The organism is Synechococcus sp. CCY9202, assembly GCF_034931685.1.
Taxonomy (GTDB): Bacteria; Cyanobacteriota; Cyanobacteriia; order PCC-6307; family Cyanobiaceae; genus CBW1002.
The window spans coordinates 1-23,650 of record NZ_JAYGID010000025.1 but is presented as its reverse complement, the minus strand read 5'-3'; the positions used below and the strand labels follow the sequence as shown (position 1 = coordinate 23,650).

General features: G+C 66.1%; 21 protein-coding genes and 1 pseudogene. 11 read left to right on the top strand and 11 right to left on the bottom strand.

Features of this window, described 5'->3' with window-relative positions:
- Nucleotides 1–1,428 (bottom strand): annotated as a pseudogene (locus VB777_RS03490) (DNA mismatch repair protein MutS); the annotation flags it as partial.
- A 170-nt stretch (nt 1,429–1,598) separates the two neighbouring features.
- On the opposite strand from VB777_RS03490, the gene psbZ reads away from it, so the two are divergent.
- From psbZ to VB777_RS03470, 4 genes are all read left to right on the top strand, one after another.
- On the top strand, nt 1,599–1,787 hold the full coding sequence (gene psbZ / locus VB777_RS03485; protein ID WP_197158954.1) for a photosystem II reaction center protein PsbZ: 189 nt from the start codon (nt 1,599–1,601) through the stop codon (nt 1,785–1,787).
- Between the two features lie 5 nt (nt 1,788–1,792).
- Nucleotides 1,793–2,275 carry a 6,7-dimethyl-8-ribityllumazine synthase gene (gene ribH / locus VB777_RS03480; protein WP_197157525.1) on the top strand — a complete coding sequence of 161 codons (483 nt, stop codon included), beginning with the start codon at nt 1,793–1,795 and terminating at the stop codon, nt 2,273–2,275.
- Nucleotides 2,276–2,460: 185 nt separating this feature from the next.
- Nucleotides 2,461–3,687 (top strand): sugar transferase, encoded by a 1,227-nt coding sequence (locus VB777_RS03475; protein ID WP_323247135.1) that lies wholly within the window; start codon nt 2,461–2,463, stop codon nt 3,685–3,687.
- 1 nt (nt 3,688) lies between these two features.
- A complete protein-coding gene (locus tag VB777_RS03470) occupies nt 3,689–4,633 on the top strand; it encodes a GDP-mannose 4,6-dehydratase (RefSeq protein ID WP_323247133.1) in 945 nt (314 codons plus the stop codon).
- Here VB777_RS03470 and VB777_RS03465 read toward each other — a convergent pair.
- Nucleotides 4,614–5,708 carry a glycosyltransferase gene (locus tag VB777_RS03465; RefSeq protein ID WP_323247131.1) on the bottom strand — a complete coding sequence of 365 codons (1,095 nt, stop codon included), beginning with the start codon at nt 5,706–5,708 and terminating at the stop codon, nt 4,614–4,616. The two genes, VB777_RS03470 and VB777_RS03465, sit on opposite strands and share 20 nt — an antisense overlap.
- 36 nt (nt 5,709–5,744) lie before the next feature.
- Between VB777_RS03465 and VB777_RS03460 the strand changes: the two genes are divergently transcribed.
- Together VB777_RS03460 and VB777_RS03455 are read left to right on the top strand one after the other, a co-directional pair.
- On the top strand, nt 5,745–6,665 hold the full coding sequence (locus VB777_RS03460; protein ID WP_323247129.1) for a glycosyltransferase: 921 nt from the start codon (nt 5,745–5,747) through the stop codon (nt 6,663–6,665).
- Nucleotides 6,653–7,816, top strand: a complete 1,164-nt coding sequence (locus tag VB777_RS03455; protein WP_323247127.1) for a glycosyltransferase family 1 protein — start codon at nt 6,653–6,655, stop codon at nt 7,814–7,816. Before VB777_RS03460 ends, VB777_RS03455 begins: the two co-directional genes overlap by 13 nt.
- Here the strand turns inward: VB777_RS03455 and VB777_RS03450 are convergent.
- The 5 genes from VB777_RS03450 to VB777_RS03430 are packed head-to-tail and all read right to left on the bottom strand — an operon-like array spanning nt 7,783 to nt 14,676.
- A complete protein-coding gene (locus tag VB777_RS03450) occupies nt 7,783–8,694 on the bottom strand; it encodes a glycosyltransferase family 2 protein (RefSeq protein ID WP_197157536.1) in 912 nt (303 codons plus the stop codon). The two genes, VB777_RS03455 and VB777_RS03450, sit on opposite strands and share 34 nt — an antisense overlap.
- A gap of 40 nt (nt 8,695–8,734) precedes the next feature.
- The gene (locus VB777_RS03445) at nt 8,735–9,961 is read right to left on the bottom strand and encodes a glycosyltransferase family 4 protein (protein ID WP_197157538.1); all 1,227 of its coding nucleotides are present in this window, start codon (nt 9,959–9,961) and stop codon (nt 8,735–8,737) included.
- A 19-nt stretch (nt 9,962–9,980) separates the two neighbouring features.
- A complete protein-coding gene (locus VB777_RS03440) occupies nt 9,981–11,066 on the bottom strand; it encodes a glycosyltransferase (protein WP_323247125.1) in 1,086 nt (361 codons plus the stop codon).
- On the bottom strand, nt 11,066–14,065 hold the full coding sequence (locus VB777_RS03435) for a glycosyltransferase (RefSeq protein WP_323247123.1): 3,000 nt from the start codon (nt 14,063–14,065) through the stop codon (nt 11,066–11,068). The genes VB777_RS03440 and VB777_RS03435 overlap by 1 nt, the downstream gene beginning before the upstream one ends.
- On the bottom strand, nt 14,062–14,676 hold the full coding sequence (locus VB777_RS03430) for a hypothetical protein (RefSeq protein WP_323247121.1): 615 nt from the start codon (nt 14,674–14,676) through the stop codon (nt 14,062–14,064). Before VB777_RS03430 ends, VB777_RS03435 begins: the two co-directional genes overlap by 4 nt.
- 98 nt (nt 14,677–14,774) lie before the next feature.
- Between VB777_RS03430 and VB777_RS03425 the strand changes: the two genes are divergently transcribed.
- From VB777_RS03425 to VB777_RS03415, 3 genes are read left to right on the top strand one after another with little or no spacing between them, the layout of a single operon-like run.
- Nucleotides 14,775–15,521 (top strand): sulfotransferase, encoded by a 747-nt coding sequence (locus tag VB777_RS03425; RefSeq protein WP_322757824.1) that lies wholly within the window; start codon nt 14,775–14,777, stop codon nt 15,519–15,521.
- A gap of 38 nt (nt 15,522–15,559) precedes the next feature.
- Entirely contained in the window at nt 15,560–16,198 is a 639-nt protein-coding gene (locus tag VB777_RS03420; protein ID WP_323247119.1) for a class I SAM-dependent methyltransferase, read from the top strand.
- A complete protein-coding gene (locus tag VB777_RS03415) occupies nt 16,195–17,130 on the top strand; it encodes a DUF5672 family protein (protein ID WP_323247118.1) in 936 nt (311 codons plus the stop codon). Before VB777_RS03420 ends, VB777_RS03415 begins: the two co-directional genes overlap by 4 nt.
- Before the next feature lie 139 nt (nt 17,131–17,269).
- Here the strand turns inward: VB777_RS03415 and VB777_RS03410 are convergent, their stop codons facing one another.
- The 3 genes from VB777_RS03410 to VB777_RS03400 are packed head-to-tail and all read right to left on the bottom strand — an operon-like array spanning nt 17,270 to nt 20,998.
- Nucleotides 17,270–18,016: a glycosyltransferase family 32 protein gene (locus tag VB777_RS03410; RefSeq protein WP_323247116.1), complete on the bottom strand. Its 747-nt coding sequence runs from the start codon at nt 18,014–18,016 to the stop codon at nt 17,270–17,272.
- Nucleotides 18,017–18,029: 13 nt separating this feature from the next.
- Nucleotides 18,030–19,706: a tetratricopeptide repeat protein gene (locus VB777_RS03405; RefSeq protein WP_323247114.1), complete on the bottom strand. Its 1,677-nt coding sequence runs from the start codon at nt 19,704–19,706 to the stop codon at nt 18,030–18,032.
- A 50-nt stretch (nt 19,707–19,756) separates the two neighbouring features.
- The gene (locus VB777_RS03400; protein WP_197157555.1) at nt 19,757–20,998 is read right to left on the bottom strand and encodes a glycosyltransferase family 4 protein; all 1,242 of its coding nucleotides are present in this window, start codon (nt 20,996–20,998) and stop codon (nt 19,757–19,759) included.
- 74 nt (nt 20,999–21,072) lie between these two features.
- Between VB777_RS03400 and VB777_RS03395 the strand changes: the two genes are divergently transcribed.
- Nucleotides 21,073–21,978 (top strand): hypothetical protein, encoded by a 906-nt coding sequence (locus tag VB777_RS03395; protein ID WP_323247112.1) that lies wholly within the window; start codon nt 21,073–21,075, stop codon nt 21,976–21,978.
- A 115-nt stretch (nt 21,979–22,093) separates the two neighbouring features.
- On the opposite strand, the gene VB777_RS03390 is transcribed toward VB777_RS03395, so the two are convergent.
- Nucleotides 22,094–23,131: a calcium-binding protein gene (locus VB777_RS03390; protein WP_323247110.1), complete on the bottom strand. Its 1,038-nt coding sequence runs from the start codon at nt 23,129–23,131 to the stop codon at nt 22,094–22,096.
- 42 nt (nt 23,132–23,173) lie between these two features.
- On the opposite strand from VB777_RS03390, the gene VB777_RS03385 reads away from it, so the two are divergent.
- Nucleotides 23,174–23,533 carry a hypothetical protein gene (locus tag VB777_RS03385; RefSeq protein ID WP_323247109.1) on the top strand — a complete coding sequence of 120 codons (360 nt, stop codon included), beginning with the start codon at nt 23,174–23,176 and terminating at the stop codon, nt 23,531–23,533.
- Nucleotides 23,534–23,650: the final 117 nt, after the last annotated feature.

Here is a 23,650-nt window from a genome sequence, read left to right as displayed (position 1 = left end):
GGGCCGCAGCAGGCGCCGCACACTCAGACGCAGCGAACGGCTGGCCACCAGTTCGCCCACGCCGTCCTGACGGGCGCTGATCGCGGCCCGATCCACCAAGGGAGCCTCGATCCAGCGGCGCAGACAGCGCCCCCCCATGGCGGTCATGGAGCGATCCAGGGCCCACAGCAGGGAGCCCTGCAGGCTGCCCCCCAGCTGGGTGCGGGTCAGCTCCAGGTTGCGGCGGGTCTGGGCGTCAAGCACCAGCTGGTCGCTGGCATGCCAGAGCCGAGGCATGTCCAGGGGCACCAGCCGGCCGGTCTCGGTGCCCTCCAGATAGGCGAGCAGTCCGCCGGCGGCGCGCAGGGCCAGGGGGGCCTCCGCCAGCCCCAGGCCATCGAGGCTGGCCAGGCGGAAGCGGGCCAGCAGCCGTGCCCGCGCCTCCGGTGCCGCGAACGGCGTGCGGGGCTGGCTGGTGAGCAGCAAGCCGTCAGGGCACCAGGTCGGTTCGGGCTCTCCGCTCCAGAGCACTTCGGCGGCGTCCTGCTGCAGCAGCTCCTGGTGCAGCAGATCCGTGCCCTGCCGCTCGGTGAGCCGGAATTCGCCGGTGCTCACATCGGCTACGGCCAGTCCCCAGTGGTTGCCCTCCCGCACCACGGCCGCCAGCCAGTTGTTGCGGCGGGCGCTGAGCATGCCCTCGTCCAGCACCGTGCCCGGTGTGAGCACGCGGGTGATCTCCCGCTTGAGCAGGGCCCCCTTGGCTGGGGTGGTCTCCAGCTGATCGCAGAGGGCGACGCTGAGGCCGCGGCGCACCAGTTCGCTGCAGTGGCGCTCAGCCGCATGGTGGGGCAGGCCCGCCATCGGGACGCGCCCGATCGCCTTGCCGGCCTCCTTGCCGGTGAGGGTGAGCTCCAGCAGGCGCGAGAGGGTGATCGCGTCTTCGAAGAAACACTCGAAGAAATCACCCAGGCGGTAGAGCAGCACCCGCTCGGGATGGGCCGCCTTGAGTTCGACGTAGTGGCGCAGCACCGGCGTCAGCTGGGCCGGATCCACCAGGCTGTGGTGATGCCAGCGGGGCAGGTCGTGATCGGGCAGGTCTTCGGCGTCGGCCGGAGCAGCGGCTGCGGCGCAGGATCCGTCAGGGGTTGCTGCGCTGGTGGAGCCAATGGGCTCCGTGTCCAGACCACTGAGCTCGCCTCCGTTGCCGTTGCCGTCACCGGTCGCGAGGTCCAGGCCGCCAGCCGCTCTGGCTGGCCGGCGTCGGCGGGGCCGGGCCGTGGCATCGGCCTCCAGCTGGGCGTCGTCCAGGGGCGCCTCATCACCGCTGCGATTTGCCTCGCCTGGGGCCTGATCCGAGCTGGGCAGCGCGGCCGGAGCTGCGGCGAACAGGTCTCCCTGCAGCCCCAGATCGGCCACCAGCGACAGCTGCTGCTCGGCTCCCGCGGCCACGCTGGCAGGACGAACGAGGCTTGATCGTAAGGGGCCTGGTCGGTCCGCTCCCGACAACTTGTGAAGGAACCTGCCAGCTCCGGGTCGGGGGCAGGAATCGTCGTGTGAGAATCCCGAAACTGACCGCCGGCGACCCCCTGCCGCTGCCGGCCATCTCCGTTGCCGCACCCATGCAGATCCTCAACACCCTCACCGTTCTGGCCCTGGTGGTGATGTCGTTCGCGCTGGTGGTGGCGGTGCCCGTGCTCTACGCCAGCAGCGACGACAGCGGCCGCTCCAATCGCATCATCCTGCTGGGCGGCGCCGCCTGGGTGGCCCTGGTGCTGCTCAACTGGGGCATGAGCTATTTCGTGGTCTGAACCCCTTGGCCATTTTTGAAGGTCGCTTCACCGACGTTGCCAGCCTCCGCATCGCTGTTGTGGTGGCGCGGTTCAACGATCTGGTGACCGGTAAGTTGCTCAGCGGCTGCCTGGATTGCCTCTCACGCCACGGCATCGATGTGGGCGAGTCGAGCGCCCAGCTTGACGTGGCCTGGGTCCCCGGCAGTTTTGAGATTCCCCTGGTCGCCCAGCGGCTTGCCGGCAGTGGTCGCTATCAGGTGGTGGTCACCCTCGGGGCGGTGATCCGCGGCGACACCCCCCACTTCGATGTGGTGGTGGCCGAAGTGAGCAAGGGCGTGGCCAGCGTCGCCCGTGACACCGGAGTGCCGGTGATCTTCGGGGTACTCACCACCGACACCCTGCAGCAGGCCCTGGAGCGGGCGGGCATCAAGAGCAACCTGGGCTGGAGCTACGGCCTGCAGGCCCTGGAGATGGGCAGCCTCATGGGGGCATTGGCAGACCCCTGAGCCGCTACATGGCACTGGCCGGGCCTGTTGTGCCGGAGCCCCAGCCGCCATGTCCTTTGTGCTCTGGGACCATTTGGACTTAAGTTCAATTCAGATAAAATCCTGTATTGCACTGGCGAAAGCCCCGCAGACTTCTCTTCCTCTGCGCCTCCCTTGATCTGAGCGCTTGCCTGATCCTGGCAGCATTGCTCGATCAGACACGGAGAACCGATCTCCTGGGACAGCCTCGGTGGCTGATCGCCTTCGCACTTCTGTACCTGCTGTTCGGCTGGCTGTTCGGTACTTATACGGTGCTTCGCTGGCCCTGGTTGCGCCTGCGTCTGGTGATCCTGCGCCTGATGATCACAGCCCTGGCAACCATGCTGGTTGTGGCCCTGATGGATTGGCTCTTCAACCTGCCTGTGGGGCTTTACCTGAGCCACCGAAGCACACAGACGTTCCTGCTCGGTTCCCTCACCGTCTGGGCGCTGCTGGTGAGACTGGGCCTCCGCTGGCTGGGCCGCCACTCACCCCAGCGAGACTGGGGCCTGATGGCGACTCCTCACGAAGCCCCGGCAATCCTGCGGGAGTGGCAACGCACACCCTTTGCGGTCACCCCTCGGGTGCTCACCCCTGCGGGCCATGCCTTCCCCCCGGGCGGTGTGGTCCTTGGCAGCGATCTGCGCTTGGCCCCCGACCAGGAACACCAGCTTCAGATTCTGGGTGACAACGGTGTCCCGATCACAACAGTGATCGAGCTGGCGGAGCGGGAACTGGAGCGACTGCCCCCCGCCCTTCTGCCTGCCGACTGGTTATCCCAGGCTGACATTCCCTGGTCTGACACCTTCAGTGTGCAACGCCAGCTCAAACGTGTTGCCGATGTGGTGGTAGCGGTCCTTCTGCTGGTGGTCTGCCTGCCTGTGATGTTGTTGGCAGCTCTCCTGATCTGGCTTGAGGATCGAGGGTCAGTGTTTTATGTCCAGGAGCGCAGCGGCTGGATGGGCCATACCTTCCGACTGCTCAAGCTGCGCACCATGACCCGCGCCGATCCAAATGCGCCTGCCAGCTGGACCTTGCCTGGTGACTGTCGCATTACGCGGGTGGGTCAGTTACTGCGGCGGGTGCGACTCGATGAACTGCCCCAGTTGATCAACGTGCTCAAGGGCGATATGAGCCTGATCGGCCCAAGACCAGAGCGCCCGGAGTTCGAAGCTGAGCTGGAAATTCATATTCCCCACTATCGCAAGCGCCATTGGATGCGACCAGGCCTGAGCGGCTGGGCTCAGGTATGTGCGCCCTATGCCGCAAGCCTGGAGGAAGCCGAACTCAAGCTCAGTTATGACCTTTACTATCTACATAACTGGAGCACAGCTTTAGACCTGCTGATTCTGATCAAGACGATCAAGATCATTCTCAAGGCAGGGGGCCGCTGAGGTGAAGGCACTGGTGTTTGGCTGCACTGGCCAGGATGGCTCACTGTTGTGTCGCTCGCTGCTGCGCCAAGGGGCGACAGTGGTGGGAGTGTCCCGCTCCAGCAATCCCAACCTGGCAACCCATCAGCAGCTTGGCATCACAGGAGACCTGGAGCTGACCACAGCAGATCTCTGCGATTTCCGCGAGATTCTAGAACTGATGACCCGCCATCAGCCAGAAGAAATCTATAACTTGGCAGCCCAGTCGTCGGTTGGACTTTCCTTTCGTCAACCGGTGGACACCTTTAACAGCATCATCAATGGCACGATCAACCTACTGGAGGTTGCACGCTTCGCCGACTTCAATGGACGACTCTATTTTGCCGGCAGTAGTGAGATTTTCGGAAATACGCCGCGACCCGCCGATGTGCGGAGTCCGCGCCAGCCTCTGAGCCCTTATGCCATCGCAAAAGATGCCAGCTTCAATACGGTGCAGGTCTATCGACAAGCCTATGGTCTCGGCTGCGTGACCGGCGTCCTGTTCAACCACGAATCACCCTACCGCTCCTCCACATTCGTAACCCGAAAGATCGTTGACGGGGCATTACGCTGCCGACACGATTCCCGATTTCGCCTACAGCTAGGAGATCTGTCTGTAGCGCGAGACTGGGGCTGGGCCGAAGAATATATCGACGCCATGCAGCTGATCCTTCGCGCCGACTGCCTGGAGGACCAGGTGATCTGTACTGGAAGAATGGAAACTCTGGAATATTTTGTCGCCCGCGTATTCCGGGAGCTTGACCTCGACTGGCACGATCATGTCGACCTTGTGGAGAGCCTGCGGCGTCCCTCGGAAATCCTCAGCAGTGTCGGAGATCCCGCGCCGATGCTGGAACGCCATGGCTGGCGGGCACGGCTTGATGTGGATGGCGTGATCACAGCCCTGATCAGCCACGCCTGCCCCTGATCCGGGGACTGGGACAGTCGGTGGTGGATCCGTAGGCCTCCAGATGGTCCTGCACCAGCCGCTCGGGGGAGAAATGACGACGCAGCCGGGCATAGCGCTCTCCTCCCAGCCGGTGACTCGGCCGCGGCAGAGTCTCCTGCCCGGCCGCGGCCAGCAGCTCGCTCCAGACCCGTGCATTCAGGGCCGGCAGCAGGGTCGCGAAGCTCTGGCCAACCTCCCGGTGCACCTCCAGATCCGAGGCCACCACTGGCGTGTCACAGGCGAGAGCTTCGATCAGCGGAAGGGAGAACCCCTCGGCCAGGGAGGGCACCAGCACGGCTTCGGCGTGGCGGTAGAGCCAGGCCAGCACCGGATCCGTCGCTGCCAGTTGCAGCACCGCATCCTCCAGACCCTGGCCATGGATCCAGCGCCGCTCCTCGGCTCTCCAGGGGCCTCCTCCGGCACAGACCAGCAGGGGCTGATCCCTGCGACCCCGATCGCCGTCGCCGCCATGCAGCAGGCTCAGGGCCCGCAGAAGTGTGAGGCCGTTCTTGTAGGCGTGGCGCTTGCCCACCATCAGCCAGAACCGTCGCCCCTCCAGCGCCTCCACGGGCTGGGGGACCAGCCTGTCGATGGCGGTGGCGAGGTGGATCACCCTGAGGGGCGTCCGCAGGGTCGGCTGGAAGAAAGCCAGGTCGTCGGCGCTGGCGGCGCTGATGCTGATGATCAGGTCAGAGACCTCCAGCCACCCCGGCTTGTTGGCATGGGGGGAACGCAGGGCCGGCAGGAAAAAGTGCTCGGGATGGCGCTCCGGCGTCATGTCGAACAGGCTGCTCACCAGGCGTTGGTGGCTCTGCAGCCGATAGGGCCCGCCGCCGTAGAACGTGGCGTGCACCACATCCGCCCGCCGCCAGGGCAGGTGACCGGACCAGGGCCAGCAGCCCTGGCGCTCCTCCGCCATCAGCACCTCTGCGCCCGCAGCGCGCAGATTCAGGGCCAGTTCTCGGAAGTAGCGGCTGATCCCCCCCCGCCGCTGCCGCCGGAAGATCTGGCCATCGAAGCCGATGCTGACGCTCTGGGAGAAGCGAGAGGGCATGCTTCAGTCTCCGGTATCCCGGGTCACAGCGTGCCCATGGACCCCCTCCCTGCCGCCCCTGTGCCCGTGAAGGCTGCGTCTCCCGAGACCGATGCCGCAGGGTCCGGTTCGGAAGGCGGGCTGCCGCTGGTGACGGTGATCACCCCCTGCCTCGAAGCCGCGAGAACCTTGCCCGAGACGCTCACGAGCGTGGCGCGGGCTCGGCAGATTCTGCGGCAGGCCGGTGAAGACCTGGAGCATCTGGTGATTGATGGCGGCTCCCGTGACGGCACCCAACGGCTGCTGGAGCGGCATGCAGACCGTCATCCCTTCTGCCGCTGGCAGACGGACATCGGCGGCGGCCCCTATGCCGCCATGAATGTGGGCCTGCGGCTGGCGCGTGGCCACTACAGCCATGTGCTCAACGCAGACGATCTCCTGCTGGATCCGGGCGCCTACGCGGCCTTCCTGCTGCAGGCTCGTCGGCGGGAAGCCGCTCTGCTGCTGGCCTCGATCGGATACTTCCGCCGGCCCGATCGTTGGCTGCGGGCCCGGTGGATGGTGCCATCCCCGCCGCGGGATCCGGCCCTCTGGCATCAGCGGCTGCGCAGCGGGCTGCACTACCCCCATCCCGGCTTTCTGGCCGAAACCACCCTCTACCGGGCCACCGGGTTCGATGAGCGCTATAGCCTCTCCGCCGACTACAAACTGATGCAGACCCTGCTGCTGCGACCCGAGCTGGCGGATCGCGTCCAGATCTGCTCGGACCCGCTGGTGGCGATGGCGGAGGGTGGGGCCACCAGCGGCTGGCGGGCGATCCTGCGGGGCCGGAGGCAGTTGGCCGCGATCAATCGGGAGCTGGGGATTGTGGCGCCGCCCTGGCGGCGCTACTGGGGCAAGCTGCGCCTGCGGCTGGGGCCGCGTCCGGCTCCGATACCCTTGCCCGATTGTCCAGGAGAGGAGGGGTGGCGCCGCTGAACATCGCCTTTGATGTGAGTCAGACGGGCCCGCGCAAGGCCGGTTGCGGGTTCTATGCCGCCGCCCTGATCGACGGCCTGCTGGCCTCGGGTGCACCGCATCGCTACACCCTGCTCACCAGCTTCGGCGATTTCTTTCACGATCCCAGCCAGGCGGCGGCCTTCCCCCATCGCCGTCAGGGTGTGGCCTATGGACCCCGCCTGCCGCGACGCAGCGATGCAGAGGCCTTCTGGCGGGATCGGCAGCGGGTGAACGATCGGCTCGCCGGCTTCGATCTGGTGCACGCCAACAACTTCTGGTGTCCGCCCTGGCGGCTCCGTTCCACCCTGATCTACACGCTCTACGACCTGAGCTTTGCCGAGCATCCCGAGTGGACGACCGAAAAGAATCGGCTCGGTTGCTTCCAGGGTGTGCTGCAGGCCTCCCTGCGGGCGGACTGGCTGGTGGCCATCTCCCATGCGTCGAAGCGTGCATTCCTGCGTCATTTCCCCCACGTGCCGGCGGAGCGGGTGCGGGTGATCCATCCGGCCTCACGCTTCGATCAGCCCGGCTTCGATCTGCAGCCCAGCCAACCGCGAGCCGCACTGTTCCGCAGCGGCCGGCCCTTCCTGCTCTCCACCGGCACGATCGAACCGCGCAAAAACCAGCGCTTCCTGGTGGAGGTGTATCAACGCTTCCGGGAGAGGGGCGGAGCGGCGATTCCGCTGGTGTTTGCCGGTGGCAAGGGCTGGTTGATGGAAGGCTTCGAGAAGGATCTGGCGGCATCGCCCTGGGCCTCGGATATCCACCTGCTCGGCTATGTGAGTGATCGGGAGCTGATCTGGCTCTACCGGAACTGCCTATTGAACCTCTACCCAAGCCACTACGAGGGCTTTGGTCTGCCTGTGCTGGAGGGGATGGGGCAGGGGGCAGCGGTTCTCAGTTCCTCGACCACCTCACTGCCCGAGATCGTCGCGGATGCCGGCATCCTCCTGGCACCGGATGATCGCGACGGCTGGGTGGAGGCCATCGAGAGTCTCCTGAACCAGCCCCAGAGGCTTGCCGGTCTGGCTGCTGCAGCCCGGGACAGGGCTGCAGCCTTCAACTGGCAGGACAGCACCCGCCAGCTGCTGGAGCTCTACGAGGAGGCCGCGGCAGCCTCGGCGGCCTGACCCTCCAGGGCATGACGTCGACTGGCACGGCGCAGCTCCCGCAGAGCGGAGATCCCGACGCGATGGTTCCAGCGCCACTGACTGCGCATCGTTTCCAGATAGAGGCTGATCTTGAAGCGCAGGGGATGGTCGCTGCGGTCGATCCAGGCCGCCGTGCTGTGGTGCGCGTAGGCGAAGACCCATCGCAGCGGCACCTGCCCGTCATAGGCCTTGAACATCTCGGCGATCTCCCGATGCACGGCCGGCCGGTCCCTGAGGGTCTTGTTGTCGGCGTAGAGGCGGGAGCCGGCCAGCTTGTCGCTCAGGTAGGCGAAGCGGCAGCCGGCATCGGCAAGCCTGAGCCAGTAGTTGTAGTCCATGCAATACCGCAGACCCGGATCCAGCAGACCCACCGTCTCCACCACGCGCCTGCGGAAGAACAGGGCCGGCTGGCAGATGAAGCAGGTGTGGCGCAACAGTTCCGGATCCCAGAAGGTGGTGGGGTAGGCCTCGAAGGCCCTGTCATTCAGGTCGATGTGATCGGCAGCTCCGTACACCACATCCAGGTCGGGATCGTTGGCGAAGGCGGCAGCCACCCTTGCAAAGGCACCGGGGTAATAGACATCATCCGAGTTGATCCAGGCGATCACATCACCGCCGGCCGCCTGCAGACCCTGGTTCACAGCGTCAGCCTGGCCTCCATCCGGCCGCGACACCCAGCGCACCCCGTCACCTGCGGCCTCCAGCACCTGCAGGGTGTCGTCGGTGCTGCCGCCATCGAACACCAGATGCTCATGGGCGGGATGGCTCTGACTGGCCACGCTGGCCAGGGTGCGGGCCAGAAAGGCCCCCTGGTTGTACGAGGGCGTCACGACACTGATGCGGATCGATGCGCTCATGGAACGGTGCTGCGGAGATGATTCTCGGAGGCGCTCAGCCTCAGGCCACCGGACCGGCGGCATGGGCTTCCTGGAACAGCTCCCAGTACTGCTGAGCCATCACAGCCGGCTGGGCGTAGGCGTCTGCCTGGCTCAGGCCCCGCTCGATCAGCCGGTCTCGCAGGGCCGGATCCTCCGCCAGCTGGCGCAAGGCATCGGCGATCTGCTGGGGATGGCCGGGATGGAAGCGCAGGGCGGCCTCCCCGGCCACTTCCCCCAGGGCGGTGGTGTCGCTGCAGGCCACCGGCAGGCCGCGGGCCATCGCCTCGATCACCGGCAGGCCGAAGCCTTCGTAGAGGGAGGGGAACACCACGGCCAGGGCGTGCTGGTAGAGCCCCTCCAGCTCCGCGTCGCTGACGAATCCGGGCAGGAGGACGGCCTCAGCCAGACCGAGCTGCTCTGCCAGCTCGCGCAGGGGCTCGAGCCGGTCGACGCCATCACCGGTGCACACCAGTTTCAGGTCGGCTGGCAGCCCCTGGTGGCGGGCCATGGCGAAGGCACTGAGCAGCAGTTCATGGTTCTTGTGACGCCAGAGATTGGCGGGGTAGAGGAAGAAGCGTCCGGAGGGCAGGGCGCAGGGGGGCTCAGCCATCGGCACGGCCCTGCGGCTGAGGGCCATGCGGTGGGGAATGACCACGATCCGGCCGGGATCGCCCCCCAGCTCGATCGCCTCCTGACGGGAGAACTGGGAGATGGCCGCGATGCGACTGGCCTTCGCCAGCATCTGGCGGAAATGCTCCAGGCGCTCCCGGCGGGCCGCGGCGGGGAAGAAGTCGGGATAGGCCTGCACCTGCAGGTCGTGGAAGGTGGACACCGTGGTGAGGCTGGCCCGGTGCAGCAGCGGTGCTCCAAAGGGGCAGTAGAGCAGCTGCGCTCCCTCGCCCCGGTTCGGTTGCCCGGTCTCCACCGGCGTCCCGGGCCGCGAGGCCAGCCGTCGACGCCAGCGGCGACCCGCCCGACCCAGACGCCGCGAACCCAGCCAGCGTCCGGCCGCCACCGCGGGGATGACCGGACCGACGTGGAGATTCGGCTCCAGCGGCGATGCGAGTGCCAGTTCCGGCAGCAGCTCGGGCCGACAGGTGCAATCGAATCGCACCTGGGGGTGCTGACGGGCCAGCTCGGTCAGCAGGGTGAGGATGAATGGCTTGGCGCCACCGTTGGCGCCACCGGGGAGCATCGGGGTGAGGTCCACCCAGAGGTGTTCCAGGGGGGGAGGGGGGGCAGGCATCGGCAGGCCGGCGGAACGATCAGGACTGGCGCCCCGCAGTCGGTGCAAAGCAGCGACCCAGGGCCCGCCAGGGTTTGGTGATGGCCCAGGAGCTGCTGCGCAGCAGGGCTTCCAGCCGTTGTTCGAGATTGTCAATCCTGGCCAGCAGGGCGCTGCGTTCACGGGCCCAGTGCTGTTGATTCGCTTCCCATTGCTGCTGCTGCCGGTCCAGCTGCTGGCGGCACACGCCGGCCTGGTGCCATTGCTCCTCGGTGAGACGACACAGCAACGCCGCCTCCTGCAGGGCCCAGTGGCTCTGGCGTGCCTGGAAGGCCTGATCGTGCTGGCAGAAGGGCGCAGCGAGCCGTCCTACCGCCCGGATGTCGTGCTGGTCGGAGGTCGTGCCGCGGGTGCTCTTCTCATCGTGGATGCCACTCACATCGCTGGCGTAGTAGGGCGTCTTGCCGAGCTGCTGCCAGAGATCGAGGCAGAGGGCGATGTCTTCGCCGCACACCCGGAAGCTCTCGCGCAGCCCCCCCACCGCCAGGAAATCGGATCGACGCAGCAACATCAGGGCGCCGGTGACCGCGGGGATCGGGCCTGATTCGAGCGCTTCCGGGCCCTCGGCGTCGATCAGGGGCCCCAGCTGGGGTCGCAGGCGGTTGTACGGCAGACCCTCCGGGGAGGAAAACAGCAGCCCGGCATGGCTGATCTGTCCGCCCGACTGGCGCAATCGACCGCCCAGCACCCCGACCTCCGGGTGCTGGCTGAGGAGATGGATGGCGCGATCGATACTGCCGGGATCAAGGATGAGATCATCGTTGAGTAGCAACAGCCACTCACCCTGCGCCTGCCGCGCCAGAGCGTTCATGTTGCTGGCGAAGTGATACGGCTGCCGCTGAGCGATCCGAAATCCCGGCAGAGCAGGCGCGGGGGGCTGGAGAGCGTTCTCAGCCTCAGCGCTGCCATTCCAGGAGCAGAGCACTTCATCATCCGGGTGCCAGAACGCCCGGGCGTCCTGGAGTGTGGCCAGCATGCGGTTGAGCAGCTCCGGTGTGCGGGAGATCACCAGGCAAGAAAGGCCACCGGCCCGGTGGAGGTCCGTGTCCACGGCGGCTGTGGACATCACGCCAGGGTCCATCCTTCCTCGGGCCCGGCGGCGAGACTCAGCTGCAACCAGGGATGACGCTGCTGCAGGTGGCGGCTCACCAGCCGCAGCCGCTGATGGGTGGCGGTGGCGAGCATCGATTCAGGGTGGCGGTGGTAGGTGGCCAGCCGCTGCGGAGCCAGCACGCCCTGGTAGCCGGCTTCCATCAACTTGCACCAGAAGTCGTAATCCTCCCATCCGCCCGGAATGTGGGCATAGCCCCCCACCGCGTCCCAGGCGCTGCGCCGCACCAGGGCCATGGCGTCCAACAGGTTGCGATCCAGGAAATGGCAGCGCTGCCAGCTGCGGCCGCTGATCAGGCTGGGCGCCGCCCCTGTGGAGTCGCTGCCCTGCAGCACGCCGTCCTGGAGCACCTCCACCAGGGGATGCACCACGGCGATGTCTGCCGGGCTCGCCTGAGCCAGGCGCAGGCAGGCGGCCACCGCCTCGGGGTGGAGCAGGTTGTCGGCATCCAGCACGAAGCACCAGGGAGCCTGGGCGAGCCTGAAGGCGGTGTTGCGTGCGGCCGCCAGACCGCCATTGCCGGTGTGCCGCACCAGCAGGGCACGCACGAAGCGTTGACCGTGGCGCTCCAACCAGGCCAGGCAGCGCTGCTCGCCACCGTCCTCGGAAGCATCGTCGACCACGATCAGCTCGAGGGGTCCATGGCTCTGGACGAGGACGCTTTCGAGGGCCGCGGTGATCCGGTCGGCGTAGTTGTGCAGGCTGATGCACACCGCCGCCGTGGGCGTCTGCACCATCCCGCCTGGCCCGGAGGCGTCGCCTTGCCAGGCCCACAGAAGCGTGTGGGCGGGCCTGGGGGTCTGCACCGGCGGTGGTGCTGGCGCCCCCTGGGCCCGCCAGCGCAGTTCCCCCTGCAGCTCCATCGCGCTGAGTGGCGCCACGAAGCCCTGGGGCGGCAGCCAGCCCGGTGCCGGGTCAGAGGGGGGCATCAGGGCCTGCCACCCCCGCAGCAGCCGTTCACTGCCTGGGGGCTCGAGCCGCACCAGCTGGATGCCGGCACGGTTGCAGGCATCCAGCCAGGCGGCCAGCAGCCTGGCCTGCTGCGGGGTCTCGATCGCCAGGTCGTCGAACTCCGGCCAGCCCCAGATCGGTGGCGCCAGGCTTCGTTCCCACTCTGCTCCCAGACTGCCGAAGGCGAGGATGGGCGCCAGCCCGGCCAGGGCCGCCGGGGGTGGCACTCCGAGCTGCCGCGCGGCTTCGGCCTCCACCTCCTCCACCGCCAGCCAGCCGTTGGGGGCGACGCCGGGCTCGAGGGGTTGGGCATTGATCCCCAGGCGACGCAGCAGCGACACCTGCTCGGCCCTGGCGAACACCCAGGGCAGCAGCGCCAGACCGAGCAGCTGCAGGCTGGCGGGGCCCGGCGGCAGGGGGCTCAGCACCAGGGCGATGACCGACTCAGCCGCTTCGGGCGGCGCCTGCTCCTCGATCAACGAGAACCCCGGCGGCAGGGGTGCATGCTGCAACCAGGCATGGACCTGCCAATCGTGCAGGTGGGTGCCCAGTACCTGCAGGCGGCAGCGCTGTGGGAGCGGCGGTGGATCCGGAAGCAGGCCAGCGGGCAGGGTGAAGCTTCCGGGGGGGGCAGCGGCGATCGCGGCCAGATCGTCGGCGCTGAAGCCCTGCCGTTGCCAGTGACGGAGCCGCTCCACCGCCTGCTGGAGATCGTCACCCTCCAGGGCCAGAGCTGCTGCCCCCCACGGATGGAGCCCCTCCAGTCGGGCGGCGCGCCAGAGCGCCTGCCGCTGCAGTGTGCCGGCCAGCCAGCGCGGTTCGGCCACCGGGGAGGGCGGGATGCCGGCCGCCAGACCCACGGTGAGGAAATGGCGCAGCGGTGCTCCCCGAACGGTGAGGCCTCGGTTACGACAGGCCAGCCGATAGGCGTCCCCCTCGAAGGCGGGATGGGGGGAGCGCTGCTCCCGCCATCCCCGCCACCAGTAGTGGCAGAGGGGGTCGTGGTCCAGGCCCAGACCCGGCGCCTGGCGGCGATAGTGGGCCGGATCGAACCAGGGGCCCACCTCCGCCTGGGGCGCCAGGGAAGCGCGCCGATGGATCAGCTGGGAGCGCAGGGAGCGGCCGGCCGGTGCGATCGGCGGTATCTGCTGGCGCCCCGGCGCCGCCAGCCAGCGAACCAGCCGCCTCTGCCGGCGTTCCCGATCGGGTGGCCCCGCAGCCAGCTCCTGCAGCGCACGGTGCAGCCGACGAAGGCGCGGGTGCAGGGCCTGGGGGAGCTCGGCGCGGGAACGGCGGCTGCGCCGATGACCTGGGCGGATGCAGGCCGCGGCAGCCTCGAGGGCCGCTGACATGGGGTCGGCTTCCAGGCAGAAGCGTCCCAGGGCCTGCAGCTGGCGGCGGCAGGCCGAAGGATCGAACCAGGCGCCATAGTCGACCACCAGCAGGGGAAGATCAGCGGCATCCAGCAGAAGCGCACGGTTGTGGCGCCACCAGAGGCGCTGGGCCCGCCAGGCGGTCATGCCGGCGGCCCGGCGATCGCGCTGGAGCAGCGACACCATCACCTCGGCGGGATCCCGCACGCTCAGCACCAGCTTCAGGGGCACCCCGCGCTGCGCGGCGACCTGGCGCCAGAGCGGCAGCAGCAGGCACGTGCGCGGATCCTTGATGGCCCAGGGCCCCAGCTGGCGCCGCTGCTCCTGCGCCAGAAGCCGGTCGAGGCTCTCGGCAGCGCTGCGTACGGCGGGAAAGTCGAGCCAGCCCTCGGGCCGATGCAGCACCCCCGCTTCCGACGGCCACCACTGGCCCATTGCGATCAGCAGCTGCTCCTGCAGAGCCGTGATGTCGGAACGTTCGTAGTAGCCCTCGGGGTTATGGGCATCGCCGGCGATCAGATCACCCGGCAGCGGCACCCCCAGTGCCGGCAACAGCGAACCCAGCAGCGAGGTGCCGCTGCGATGCATTCCCACCAGCAGGATCAGGGACGGGGACTCCGGCGGGCTCAATCCGGGGACGGTTGGACAGGGGGCTCACCGTAAAGGGAGCGTTCCCAGGCGCTCCAGCGGGGGTTCACCGCATGGATGCGGGCACGGTCTGCCGCGCTGAACCAGGGCTCAAAGGCTGGGTCCACCACAGGCTTGGCATTTTCCCGCGGTGGTGAGTGCAGCGCCGGCGTGCCCGGCGGCAGCAGGGGCAGCAGATGCTGATTGAAGTCGGCCGTGAAGTGCTCGAGCCGCAGGGCGCACATCTCGGACGTCAGGCCGAAGTACTGGAGCCACCAGTCTGCAGCAACCCAGGTGCCGCCAAGGCGGAGTGAATAGTAGAGCCCGCTGCGAACCGGCTCAAACGGGAGATCCGGCAGGTTCATTTGCCGCCGCTTGTGGTGCCAGTCGCTGATCAGCCAGGCGTCCAACCGCCGCGCCGTGATGAAGCGGCGCCGCTGCCCGGCCTTCCAGCGGCCAAGGCTTTCCCTGAGGGCAATGGAATCGTGCTTGGCGGGGGTGTCGTCGGCATCGACGGCGATCCCGGGGAGATTGAGCTCGCGGAACAAACGCCTCATGGTGGTGCCGCCGGTCTTGGGCAGATGAAGCCACAGGAACGTGTCGGCCACGATCATCGATACCCGCCTCTCGGTGGTGGATCAGCAGCGACATCCTGGCTGCCGCTGGCACGGCTCACCATAGGATCCCGGCAACGTGGGGGGAAACGAGCCGGTTGCGACTGCCCGATTTCGTTGGCCTCGGGGCGCAGAAGGGGGGCACCACCAGCCTGCACCGCCTGCTGGCCGATCATCCACAGGTGTGGTTGCCCGCCAGCAAAGAGCTGCACTACTTCACCCTGAACCACGGGCGGGGCCCGATTTGGTACGGGCAGCACTATGCGGCGGCTCGGAACGATCAGCGCTGCGGCGACATCACGCCGTATTACCTGTTCCATCCGGCTGCACCGCAGCGGTTGCATGATCTGATCCCCGGCGCCCGACTGGTGGTGCTGTTGCGGGACCCGGTGGAGAGGGCTCTTTCCGGGTTGTTCCATTCGATCCGCCTGGGGTTGGAGTCGCTGCCGCCCGAGCAGGCCCTGGCCGCTGAGTCTGGTCGCCTGGCCGGAGCGGATGAGCAATTGCGGGCGGGCCTGTCGCAGCACCATTCACACCAGGTGCACAGCTACCTGAGCCGCAGCTGCTACGGCCCCCAGTTGGAACGCTACGAGGCCTTGTTCGCTCCGGAGCAGCTCCTGCTGATCAAGGCGGAGGATCTCTTCGACCGGCCGGAGCTGGTGTGGCCACGGCTGCTGGGTTTCCTGGGCCTCGACCCATCCCCCTTGCCGGAGCGGCTGCCTCGGCACAATGCGGGCGCCGGCGAGGCCGGACAGGTGCCGCAGGAGCTGCGACGCCAGTTGCGGCGTCAGCTGGAGCCGACCTACGACCAGATGGCCCGGCGCTACGGCATAACCTGGCCATGACCGGCGCCATGGTGCAGCACCTTGATGCAGTTCCACCGATGACATCCAGCCTGCCGCCCAGCGGGGCTGAAGGGGTGGCCGAGCTGGGTCATCGCCGGTATGTCGGCGGGCTGTGGGAGGAGATCGGCCAGCTGCAGTTCGATTTCCTGCTGGCTCAGGGGCTGCAGCCGTCGCATGTGCTGCTCGATATCGCCTGTGGGGCGTTGCGGCTGGGCGTGAAGGTGATCCCCTACCTGGAGCCGGAGCACTACCTGGGCATGGAGAAGGAGGCTGCCCTGCTTCAGGCCGGACTGGAGCAGGAACTGACAGCGGCGGTGCGCCACCAGAAGCGGCCCCAGCTGCTGCAGGGTGCCGATTTCAGCTTTGAACGCTTCGGGCGACGGGTGGATCGGGCGATGGCCCAGTCGCTGTTCACCCATCTGCCGCCGGCCGCGATCGAGCAGTGCCTGCAACGCCTGCGGCCCTGCCTGCAGCCGGATGGGGTCTTCTACGCCACCTACTTCGAGGTGCAGCAGGAGCAGCGCAACCCCACCGAAGCCCACGACCACGGCTTCTTCGCTTACACGAAGCAGCAGATGGAGGGTTTTGGTGAGGCCCATGGCTACCGGGCCGAATACATCGGCGCCTGGAACCATCCCCGTGATCAGGTGATGGTGGCCTACCGCCCGGCGCCATGACAACGACGGGGCCGTCGCCCCTGCCCCAGAGCCCCACGCACCAGCTGGAGGCCTATCGCATCGCCATCTTCAAGGCCCACTGCAGCGTGGTGCTGGGCACCCACCTCGAGCCCTGGGCTCGCGCCCTGGCCAGCCAGCGGCAGCCGAGCGGTCCCCAGGATCCACACCTGCGGGCTGTGATCGTGGACGATCGCCCCACGCCGCTGTTGCGGATGACGGTGCTCAACACCTTGTTGATGGGGCGCCAACGCTGGGGAGTGACGCTCTACACGGCGCCCGCGTCTCTGGAGCGCAGTCGTGCGCTGTTCGCCGACCTGGCAGCGTGGGTGTCGGTGGTCGGGCTGCGGGTGGGAGAGGCCGACCACTTCGACTGGCTGGCCTACAACCGGCTGCTGAAGACGGCCGCGTTCTGGGCCCAGCTCCCCGCCCCGAAGCTGCTCCTGTTTCAGACCGACACGTTGCTGATCGAGCCACCTGATCCTGCCGTCTTTGCCTATGGCTATGTGGGATCCCCCTGGGCCAAGGGCCGCCATGTGAGCCAGGCTTTCCCCCGCTACGGCGCCGATCTGGAGCCTCTGCCGCCCGTCTGGCTAACCCGCCGCTTCTGCAACACGGTGCCTGAGGGGATGAGCAATGGCAACGGTGGCCTCTCGGTGCGGGATCGCCAGCTGATGGTGCGCATCTGCCAGGCCGAAGCAGCGGCATCGCCGCCGGAGGAACCGGAGGACATCTTCTTCGCACGGCACCTGGCACGCCATGACCCCACTCCACCACCACCAACGGTGGTGGAGCGTTTCAGCTGTGAGACGGCCTATCACGCCAGTGCCGGCGCCCATGCCGCCTGGCGCTACCTGACAGCTGCGGAGGTGGCGGAGATGTATGAGCGCCACCTCAAACAGGTGCTGGCACTCACCTGCGCGCCGATATCCTGATCTGGCCGAAGAACATATTGAAAACCAGGCCTTAGTTGCACTCTCTATTGATAGTTTCGGCAAACGCGGGCGAGGCTGACTCCAGCCGTGAAAGACACCGAAGTCATGGAAGAGCCAACCCCATGAAGCGTTCCATTCTTCACGACGAACCTGAAGGGAATACCTGTGGCATTGATTGGCGCCACGATCCGGCGCAGCAGTGGAAAGCCAGGGTATTGCGCCCATATTGGGCCTTGGTGCTGGCGATGATCTCCGCCGGCAGGACAACAACGCCATGGCGGAGTTTCTGCATGTGGTTGATCCAGCGGAAGCCATGCTGCTCCGCTGCCAGGCCATAGATCCCGGGGGCGATCGGATCGCGGTGCCAGCTGCCATCGGGCTCCAGGAAAGGGCGGCTCTCGTAGTAGGCCAGGCAGGAGCGCAGGAAGGGGTGCCCGGCAACCGCGCCCAGCACCGCCGCCTGCAGGCCGATGCCGGGTGGCGGTCCCTGGTGGCGAACGCCTGGCCGCCGGTTGCCATCAGCATCCAGCCAGGCGGCGCCGTTCCCGGCGGCAAAAGCCAGGGGATTGAACTCCACCGCCGTGAACGCCTCGTAGCCCAGCAGGGGCTCCAGGGAACGCACGGCCAGCACATCCGCATCGAAATACACCCCCCCATGCTGACCAAGAAGCCAGAGCCGCAGCACATCGGAGGCAAAGGCCCACTGCCTCAGCGCGATCGCCTGCTGGGCGAAGAGGGGCAGGGCGCTCTGATCAAAATCGGCCAACGACCAGTGCCGGATCTGGAAGTCAGGCATCACCTGCTGCCACGACGCGATACAGCGGCGCATGAGCTCTGGCCTGGGCTCATCACTGAGCCAGAGGTAATGAAGGATTCGGGGAATCACCAGACCGGCCTGCTCAGGAGTCTGCCGATGGTATGGAGCTCCCGAGTGCCTGGTGGACCTGCGTGATCACACCGTCCCAGTCGCCGGGGCTGGGCTGACGGAACAGCCGGGCGCTGGGGTACCAGGGCGTATGCGTTCCCTCATTGCCCCACCACCAGAAGAACGATTGCGGAGCGGGCAACAGCATCCAGGTGGGCTTGCCGAGGGCGCAGGCCAGATGGGCCGTGGCGGTGCTGATCGTGATCACAAGATCGCAGCTGGCAATCCAGGCGGCCAGGGCTTCCAGATCGTGGAAGAAATCGGCGTCCGGACGGTGAATCCCCAGACGTTCAAGCCCCTCAGCCTCCCCTGGCTCCAGGGCCCCATGCTGGAGGCTGATCCACTGGGTGTCGGCCTGGCCGGTCAGTGGTTCAAAACTGGCCAGGGGGATGGACTTCGGTCCGGCATAGATCGATCCCACGCTGCGCCAGCAGAACCCCACCCGGCTCGTGTGGGTGGGGTGGGGCAGGCAGGCGCGCACCCGGGCCAGGTCGCTCTCCGCCCCTGGCCGCAGGAATGGACTGCGGCGGCGCAGCCAGGAAGCCTGGTCGAAGCCGCTGTGCAGACCGAGGCTGCCAAGCGGCAGGGCGGCGGTGATGTCGAGGCCCGCCAGGGAGTCCCCCTGGCTGATCACAGGCACACCGGGGAAGCTCCGCTGAACCAGCCGTTGGAGGCGGGCTGAGACCTCCAGCACCAGAGGCTGCCCCTGGGCGATCAAATCGCGCACCAGGCTGAGGAAGAGGATTTCCTCGCCGATCCCCTGCTCCCGCCAGATCAGCAGGGAGCCTGCAAGGGGGTGCTGGTCCACCTGCCCCTGCCAGCGGGGCAGGTGCTGATGCCGCTGGTGGGAGATCATCTGGGGAGCCAGCCAGCGGGTCTCGTAGTCGCGCCAGGTCGATGGCGTCCAGTCGCCGGCGAACAGGTCGAGAACGGCCCGGTTGAAGCGCCAGATCTCACGCTCGGGGTCGTCCTCCGGCATCAGGTTCCGGCCCCGCTCCACGCTCTCCTTCGCGGCCACCAGATCGCCACGCGAACGCTGCAGCTCGCTGCGCAGCAGGTGCGCCTTGGCCTGACTGGGATCACGCTGCATCACCGTGTCCAGCAGACCCTGGGCGGCGTCAAGATCGTCTTCGGCGAGGCGCACGCTGGTGAGCACCAGCAGGGAGGGGATGTGGCTGGGATCGACCGTCAGGGCCCGTTCCACCATGGCCAGGGCAGTGGTCCTGTTCTTGAGCTCCAACAGCAACAGGGCCAGGAGATGGAGGCTTTCCAGGTGGGCTGGATCGTGCTCCAGCCCCTGCTCCAGCACCTCCCGGGCCTGGTCCAGGGCACCGCGATCACGCAGCAGATTGGCCAGATTGACGCGGACATTGCTGAAACCAGGCTGTTTGCGGATCGCCTCGCCGTAAAGCGCCATGGCCTCCTCGCGGCGTCCATCGGCCTTGAGCAGGGCACCCAGGTTGGAGAGCAGGGTGGGGTGGCGGTTCGTGGCCTGCAGTGCTGCCCTGTAGCCCGCTTCTGCGGCGGCGGTATCCCCACGGCGGTGGGCGGCGATCGCCGCATGCACCAACGCATCGACCGAGCGCGTGGGTCGCTGCCGGCCGGTGGCCCCGGGGGTGGGGCGGCCTCCGAATCCACCGGCTTTGGCCATGGCAGGAACTCCTGGGTAGCGAGGAAAGACAGGGCGGGACCAAGCCCGATTCAGCCCACCGCGCGGCTGGCCACCAGCGACATGAGCGCCAGCTGGCGAGACAGGCACGGCTTGAGGCTGTAGTCGGCCAGAACGGTGGCACGGGCGGCGGCGCCGAGGCGCTCGGCCAGGGGACGATTGGCCAGCAGCTCGGCCACGCTGGCGGCGAGCTCGGCGGGAGAGAAGAAATCCACCAGCAGGCCGTTGTGACCGTGGCGGATCACCTCCTGCACCGGTGCGGTCGCCGACCCCACCACGGCGGCAGCGCAGGACATCGCCTCGAGCAGGCTCCAGCTCAGCACGAAGGGATAGGTGAGATAGACATGGGCGGCACTCAGCTGCAGCAGTGGAATGAACTGCTTGTACGGCAGATGGCCGCTGAAATGCACCCGGCTCGGATCGAACTGGCCCTCGATCTCGGCGAGAAAGCGATCTTTCCATTCCCCTTCCTGGCAGACGGCGCCATAGCTCACCCCCTCGGTACGGCCCACGATCACCAGCCGGGCCTCAGGCGCCAGCCGCTGCAGCTCCGGGATGGCCCGGATCATGGTGTGGCAGCCGCGATAGGGCTCAAGACACCGGTTCACAAAGGTCACGATCGGCTCGCCCTGACGCAGGGTGGTGCCGTCGGGAAGGGTCAGGGGCGGAGCATCGGCGCGGGGTCTCGCATGGTGGGTGTCGATGCCGTCGTGGATCACGCTCAACCTTGAGCGCCAGGCGGGTGGGAAGCTGCTGCGCTGGAAGGCGGTGGGTGTGACGCTCCAGTTGCTGATCTCGAGATTGAGCAACAGGTTGGCCGTTTTCATGCGGATGCGGGCGCAATCCTGCCAGCTGGGGATGCCCTGAAGTTCGGGATCAAAGTCATAGTCGAAACCATGGGCCTGGTAGAAGAATTCCTGATAGGTGAGGATCGGCGCTTCCGGCCAGAGATCCCGCAGAAAGAGCATTTCGCCCCAGCCGGGGTGACCGCAGATCAGATCCGGGCTGAAGCCCTGTTCGCGTAAACGATGGGCTGCGGTGGCGCAGGCCTCACCCCGGATGGTCTTGGTCTCCACATCCTGCACCCAGGGCTGCAGATCTGTAGCGCTGGCGCGCCGAATGCCATAGCGCACATGGGTGACACCGGCGGGGATCGGTTCGCTGGGCTCCTCGATCGCCAGGGCCACCAAGCGGTTCCCCCCCGCCTTGGCCAGTGCGCGCACGATGTGGCGGTACTGGCCGGGGAAGTTCTGATGAACGAAGAGGATGTTCAAGGGGCTGGAGGTGGCGGAACCTAAAATCGTGGTGCTCAGTGTGCCGCATGAACAGGATGGCCAGGCCTTGTGGCGTGCGTGTTGCCATCCCCCACTATTTCGATGATCGTGGCAGCGAGCAAGGCTATGGATCGCGGAACGGGAAACGGCTGAGCCGTTCTCTGGCCCTGGCTCGCTGTCTGGGATCGGTGCTGGGGCTGGCACGGTCTGAACGGGAAAGCGTGCTCGACATCGCCGGGCGGGGCCTGCGCACCACAGCGGAGCCGGTGTATCCAACCCAGCGCCTGGCTGGGATTGCAATCGAATGCCATGTGTTCGTGACCGGCGACGCCTGGCTTGAGGAGGTGCTGACCTGCTTCAGCGACCGTCTGCATGTTCATCGCCTCGACCTGGAGGATCCACGCGACCTGCCGGCGGCGGCGCGACAGCACCTGCTGGAGCGGGATCCAGTGGCTGATCTGAGCCTGTACCTGGAGGATGACCTGGTGATCCAGGATCCGGATTACCTCGACAAGCTGCTCTGGTGCGCCCAGCTCACGGAGCAGCGGGTGGTGCTGATGCCGCACCGCTACGAGCTGCGGTCCAGGCTGGGCCTGGGCCGCCTGTTCGTCGATGGTCCTCTCGATTGGTCGACCCTGGTGGCGGCGAATCCGACGCTGGCCCGGCACCGTCCGCAGGCGAATGTGGCCGAAGCCTGCTGGAGAAACGGTGAGATGCTGCACTTCGATCGCGCCAGCAATCCCCATGCCGGCAGTTTTGCCCTGAGCCGGCCGCAGCTGCAGCAGCTGCGCCAGCAAGCAGACCTGCCCCGGGACGGCTTTGTGGGCCCCCTGGAAACCGTGGCCACCTATACGGTGCTGCAACATTTCGAGGTCTGGAAACCAGCCTGGAACTGCCGGCAGTTCCTGACGATCGAACACGGCTATCCCAGCTTTCTGGGCTATACGAGCCATCTGCCCAACCTGGGCACAATCGGCTGAATCGACCACCAAGCCTTGACACGAAACGAAGAGCAAGCCAATCACGACAAAGCCCCTCCAAAGGAGGGGCGAGAGAACATTCTAAAAACTCTGCAACCCGCAGAGTGAATGGAAATTAGATGAAGTTTGCCTGGGAGAAGGTGGTGGTGAATGCCACATTTTTAAGCACAACCAGGTTATTAGTAAACCCATCAAGAGGATTGAAATCTTCGTCCTGGGCAACGCCAATCAGAACATCGCTGCCACTAAAGCTGAACGTGAAGTTATCCAGATCGGCATTATAAGAACCCCGAATAGCGTAGTTCTCACCAACAGCAAAGTTGCTTGACAAGACGCCCGTTCCACCATCGAAACTGGTAAGCACTGCGTCAGGATTGAAGATGTTAAAATTATTGGCAATCACATTTGTACCGGCCCCTGCATCCCAATCGGTGATGATGTCAACCGCATCGTTGCCGCTGAATTCAACGCCAACGGTATAGACATTGCCGCCAACTAACACACTGACAAAACTACCGTCGTCAGTCTCGAACTCGTTGTAACGGAACTGGTTGCTGCCGGTGCCACCGGAGAGGATGTCACCATCTTCACCACCCACGAGGATGTCGTTCAAGTCACCACCGAAGATGGTGTCGACTCCAAGGCCACCAAACAAGCTGTCGGCACCATCACCACCGACGATATAGTCGCCATAGTCAAAAGAGTCGCGATAATCGCCATCCTCGCCACCATGAATATAATCCAGTTCACTAAGATCCAGCAGCTCCTTAGCAATCTTCATGACAGGGAAGATTTGCCGATCTCCAACGATGTAATCGTTGCCCGCATCACCGAAAAGCCGATCACTACCGATGCCGCCATGGATAACATCATTGCCATTACCACCGAAGATCAGAAGGCCCGATTCGGAATCTTCGGCAAAGATGCTGTCATCACCATCGCCACCTTCCACAACAGATCCAGCGAAGGAGCCGTCGATATCCAGCTCGATGGTGTCGTTGCCCAGGTTGCCACCGATCACGGTGTTATTGACATTGTCGTTAAAGCCGGAATCGACCGTGACAACGTCATCGCCTTGGCCACCAAAGATAGACGATCCGTTAATGTTGACTGAACCATAGTCGCTATTAACATAGACAAAGTCTCCACCCATGTTGCCATTCAGAAGGGTGCTCTGGATGGGGCCAACATAGAGTTGGTCGTCGCCTTGACCACCATTGATCGTGGAGGCGATGGCAGCAATCCCGAGCTGATTGTTGCCGATCACATCATCGCCCATATTGCCGCTGATCAGGCCAGCAGACCAGACATTCCCAGAGAAGATCGAGACTTTTCTGTTGAAGGCGATGAAGGTGCTGGAGTCACCGGCAACAATATTTTGCGTGATCAGATCATTGCCTTGACCACCGCGAATGGTGGAGAGATTCTGACTACCCTCGAAGGCGATGAAGTCATTACCAGCCTCGCCATTAGCCTCAAAGTTGGTCGAGCCGTTGGGAAGATCAAAGATGACGATCGAATCAGCCCCTTCCGTACCTTGGAAGGTCTTGATTAGGTAGCAAGCTCCGTCAGCGCCCTTCCAGCACCTAGACTAATACGCATGTACCGGTCAGGATCGCTATGGCCATGAATCGGATCCAGTTCCAGCCGAGTCTTTCTCTGCCTCAGTTCA

Coding starts and splice junctions, on each gene's coding strand:
- VB777_RS03415 (WP_323247118.1), top strand. CDS start 16,195: ATGACAACGACGGGGCCGTCGCCCCTGCCCCAGAGCCCCACGCACCAG.
- VB777_RS03390 (WP_323247110.1), bottom strand. CDS start 23,131: ATGGGTGGAGACTTTGTCTATGTTAATAGCGACTATGGTTCAGTCAAC.
- VB777_RS03440 (WP_323247125.1), bottom strand. CDS start 11,066: ATGTCCACAGCCGCCGTGGACACGGACCTCCACCGGGCCGGTGGCCTT.
- VB777_RS03450 (WP_197157536.1), bottom strand. CDS start 8,694: ATGAGCGCATCGATCCGCATCAGTGTCGTGACGCCCTCGTACAACCAG.
- VB777_RS03430 (WP_323247121.1), bottom strand. CDS start 14,676: ATGATCGTGGCCGACACGTTCCTGTGGCTTCATCTGCCCAAGACCGGC.
- VB777_RS03445 (WP_197157538.1), bottom strand. CDS start 9,961: ATGCCTGCCCCCCCTCCCCCCCTGGAACACCTCTGGGTGGACCTCACC.
- VB777_RS03405 (WP_323247114.1), bottom strand. CDS start 19,706: ATGGCCAAAGCCGGTGGATTCGGAGGCCGCCCCACCCCCGGGGCCACC.
- VB777_RS03460 (WP_323247129.1), top strand. CDS start 5,745: ATGGACCCCCTCCCTGCCGCCCCTGTGCCCGTGAAGGCTGCGTCTCCC.
- VB777_RS03420 (WP_323247119.1), top strand. CDS start 15,560: ATGACATCCAGCCTGCCGCCCAGCGGGGCTGAAGGGGTGGCCGAGCTG.
- VB777_RS03465 (WP_323247131.1), bottom strand. CDS start 5,708: ATGCCCTCTCGCTTCTCCCAGAGCGTCAGCATCGGCTTCGATGGCCAG.
- psbZ (WP_197158954.1), top strand. CDS start 1,599: ATGCAGATCCTCAACACCCTCACCGTTCTGGCCCTGGTGGTGATGTCG.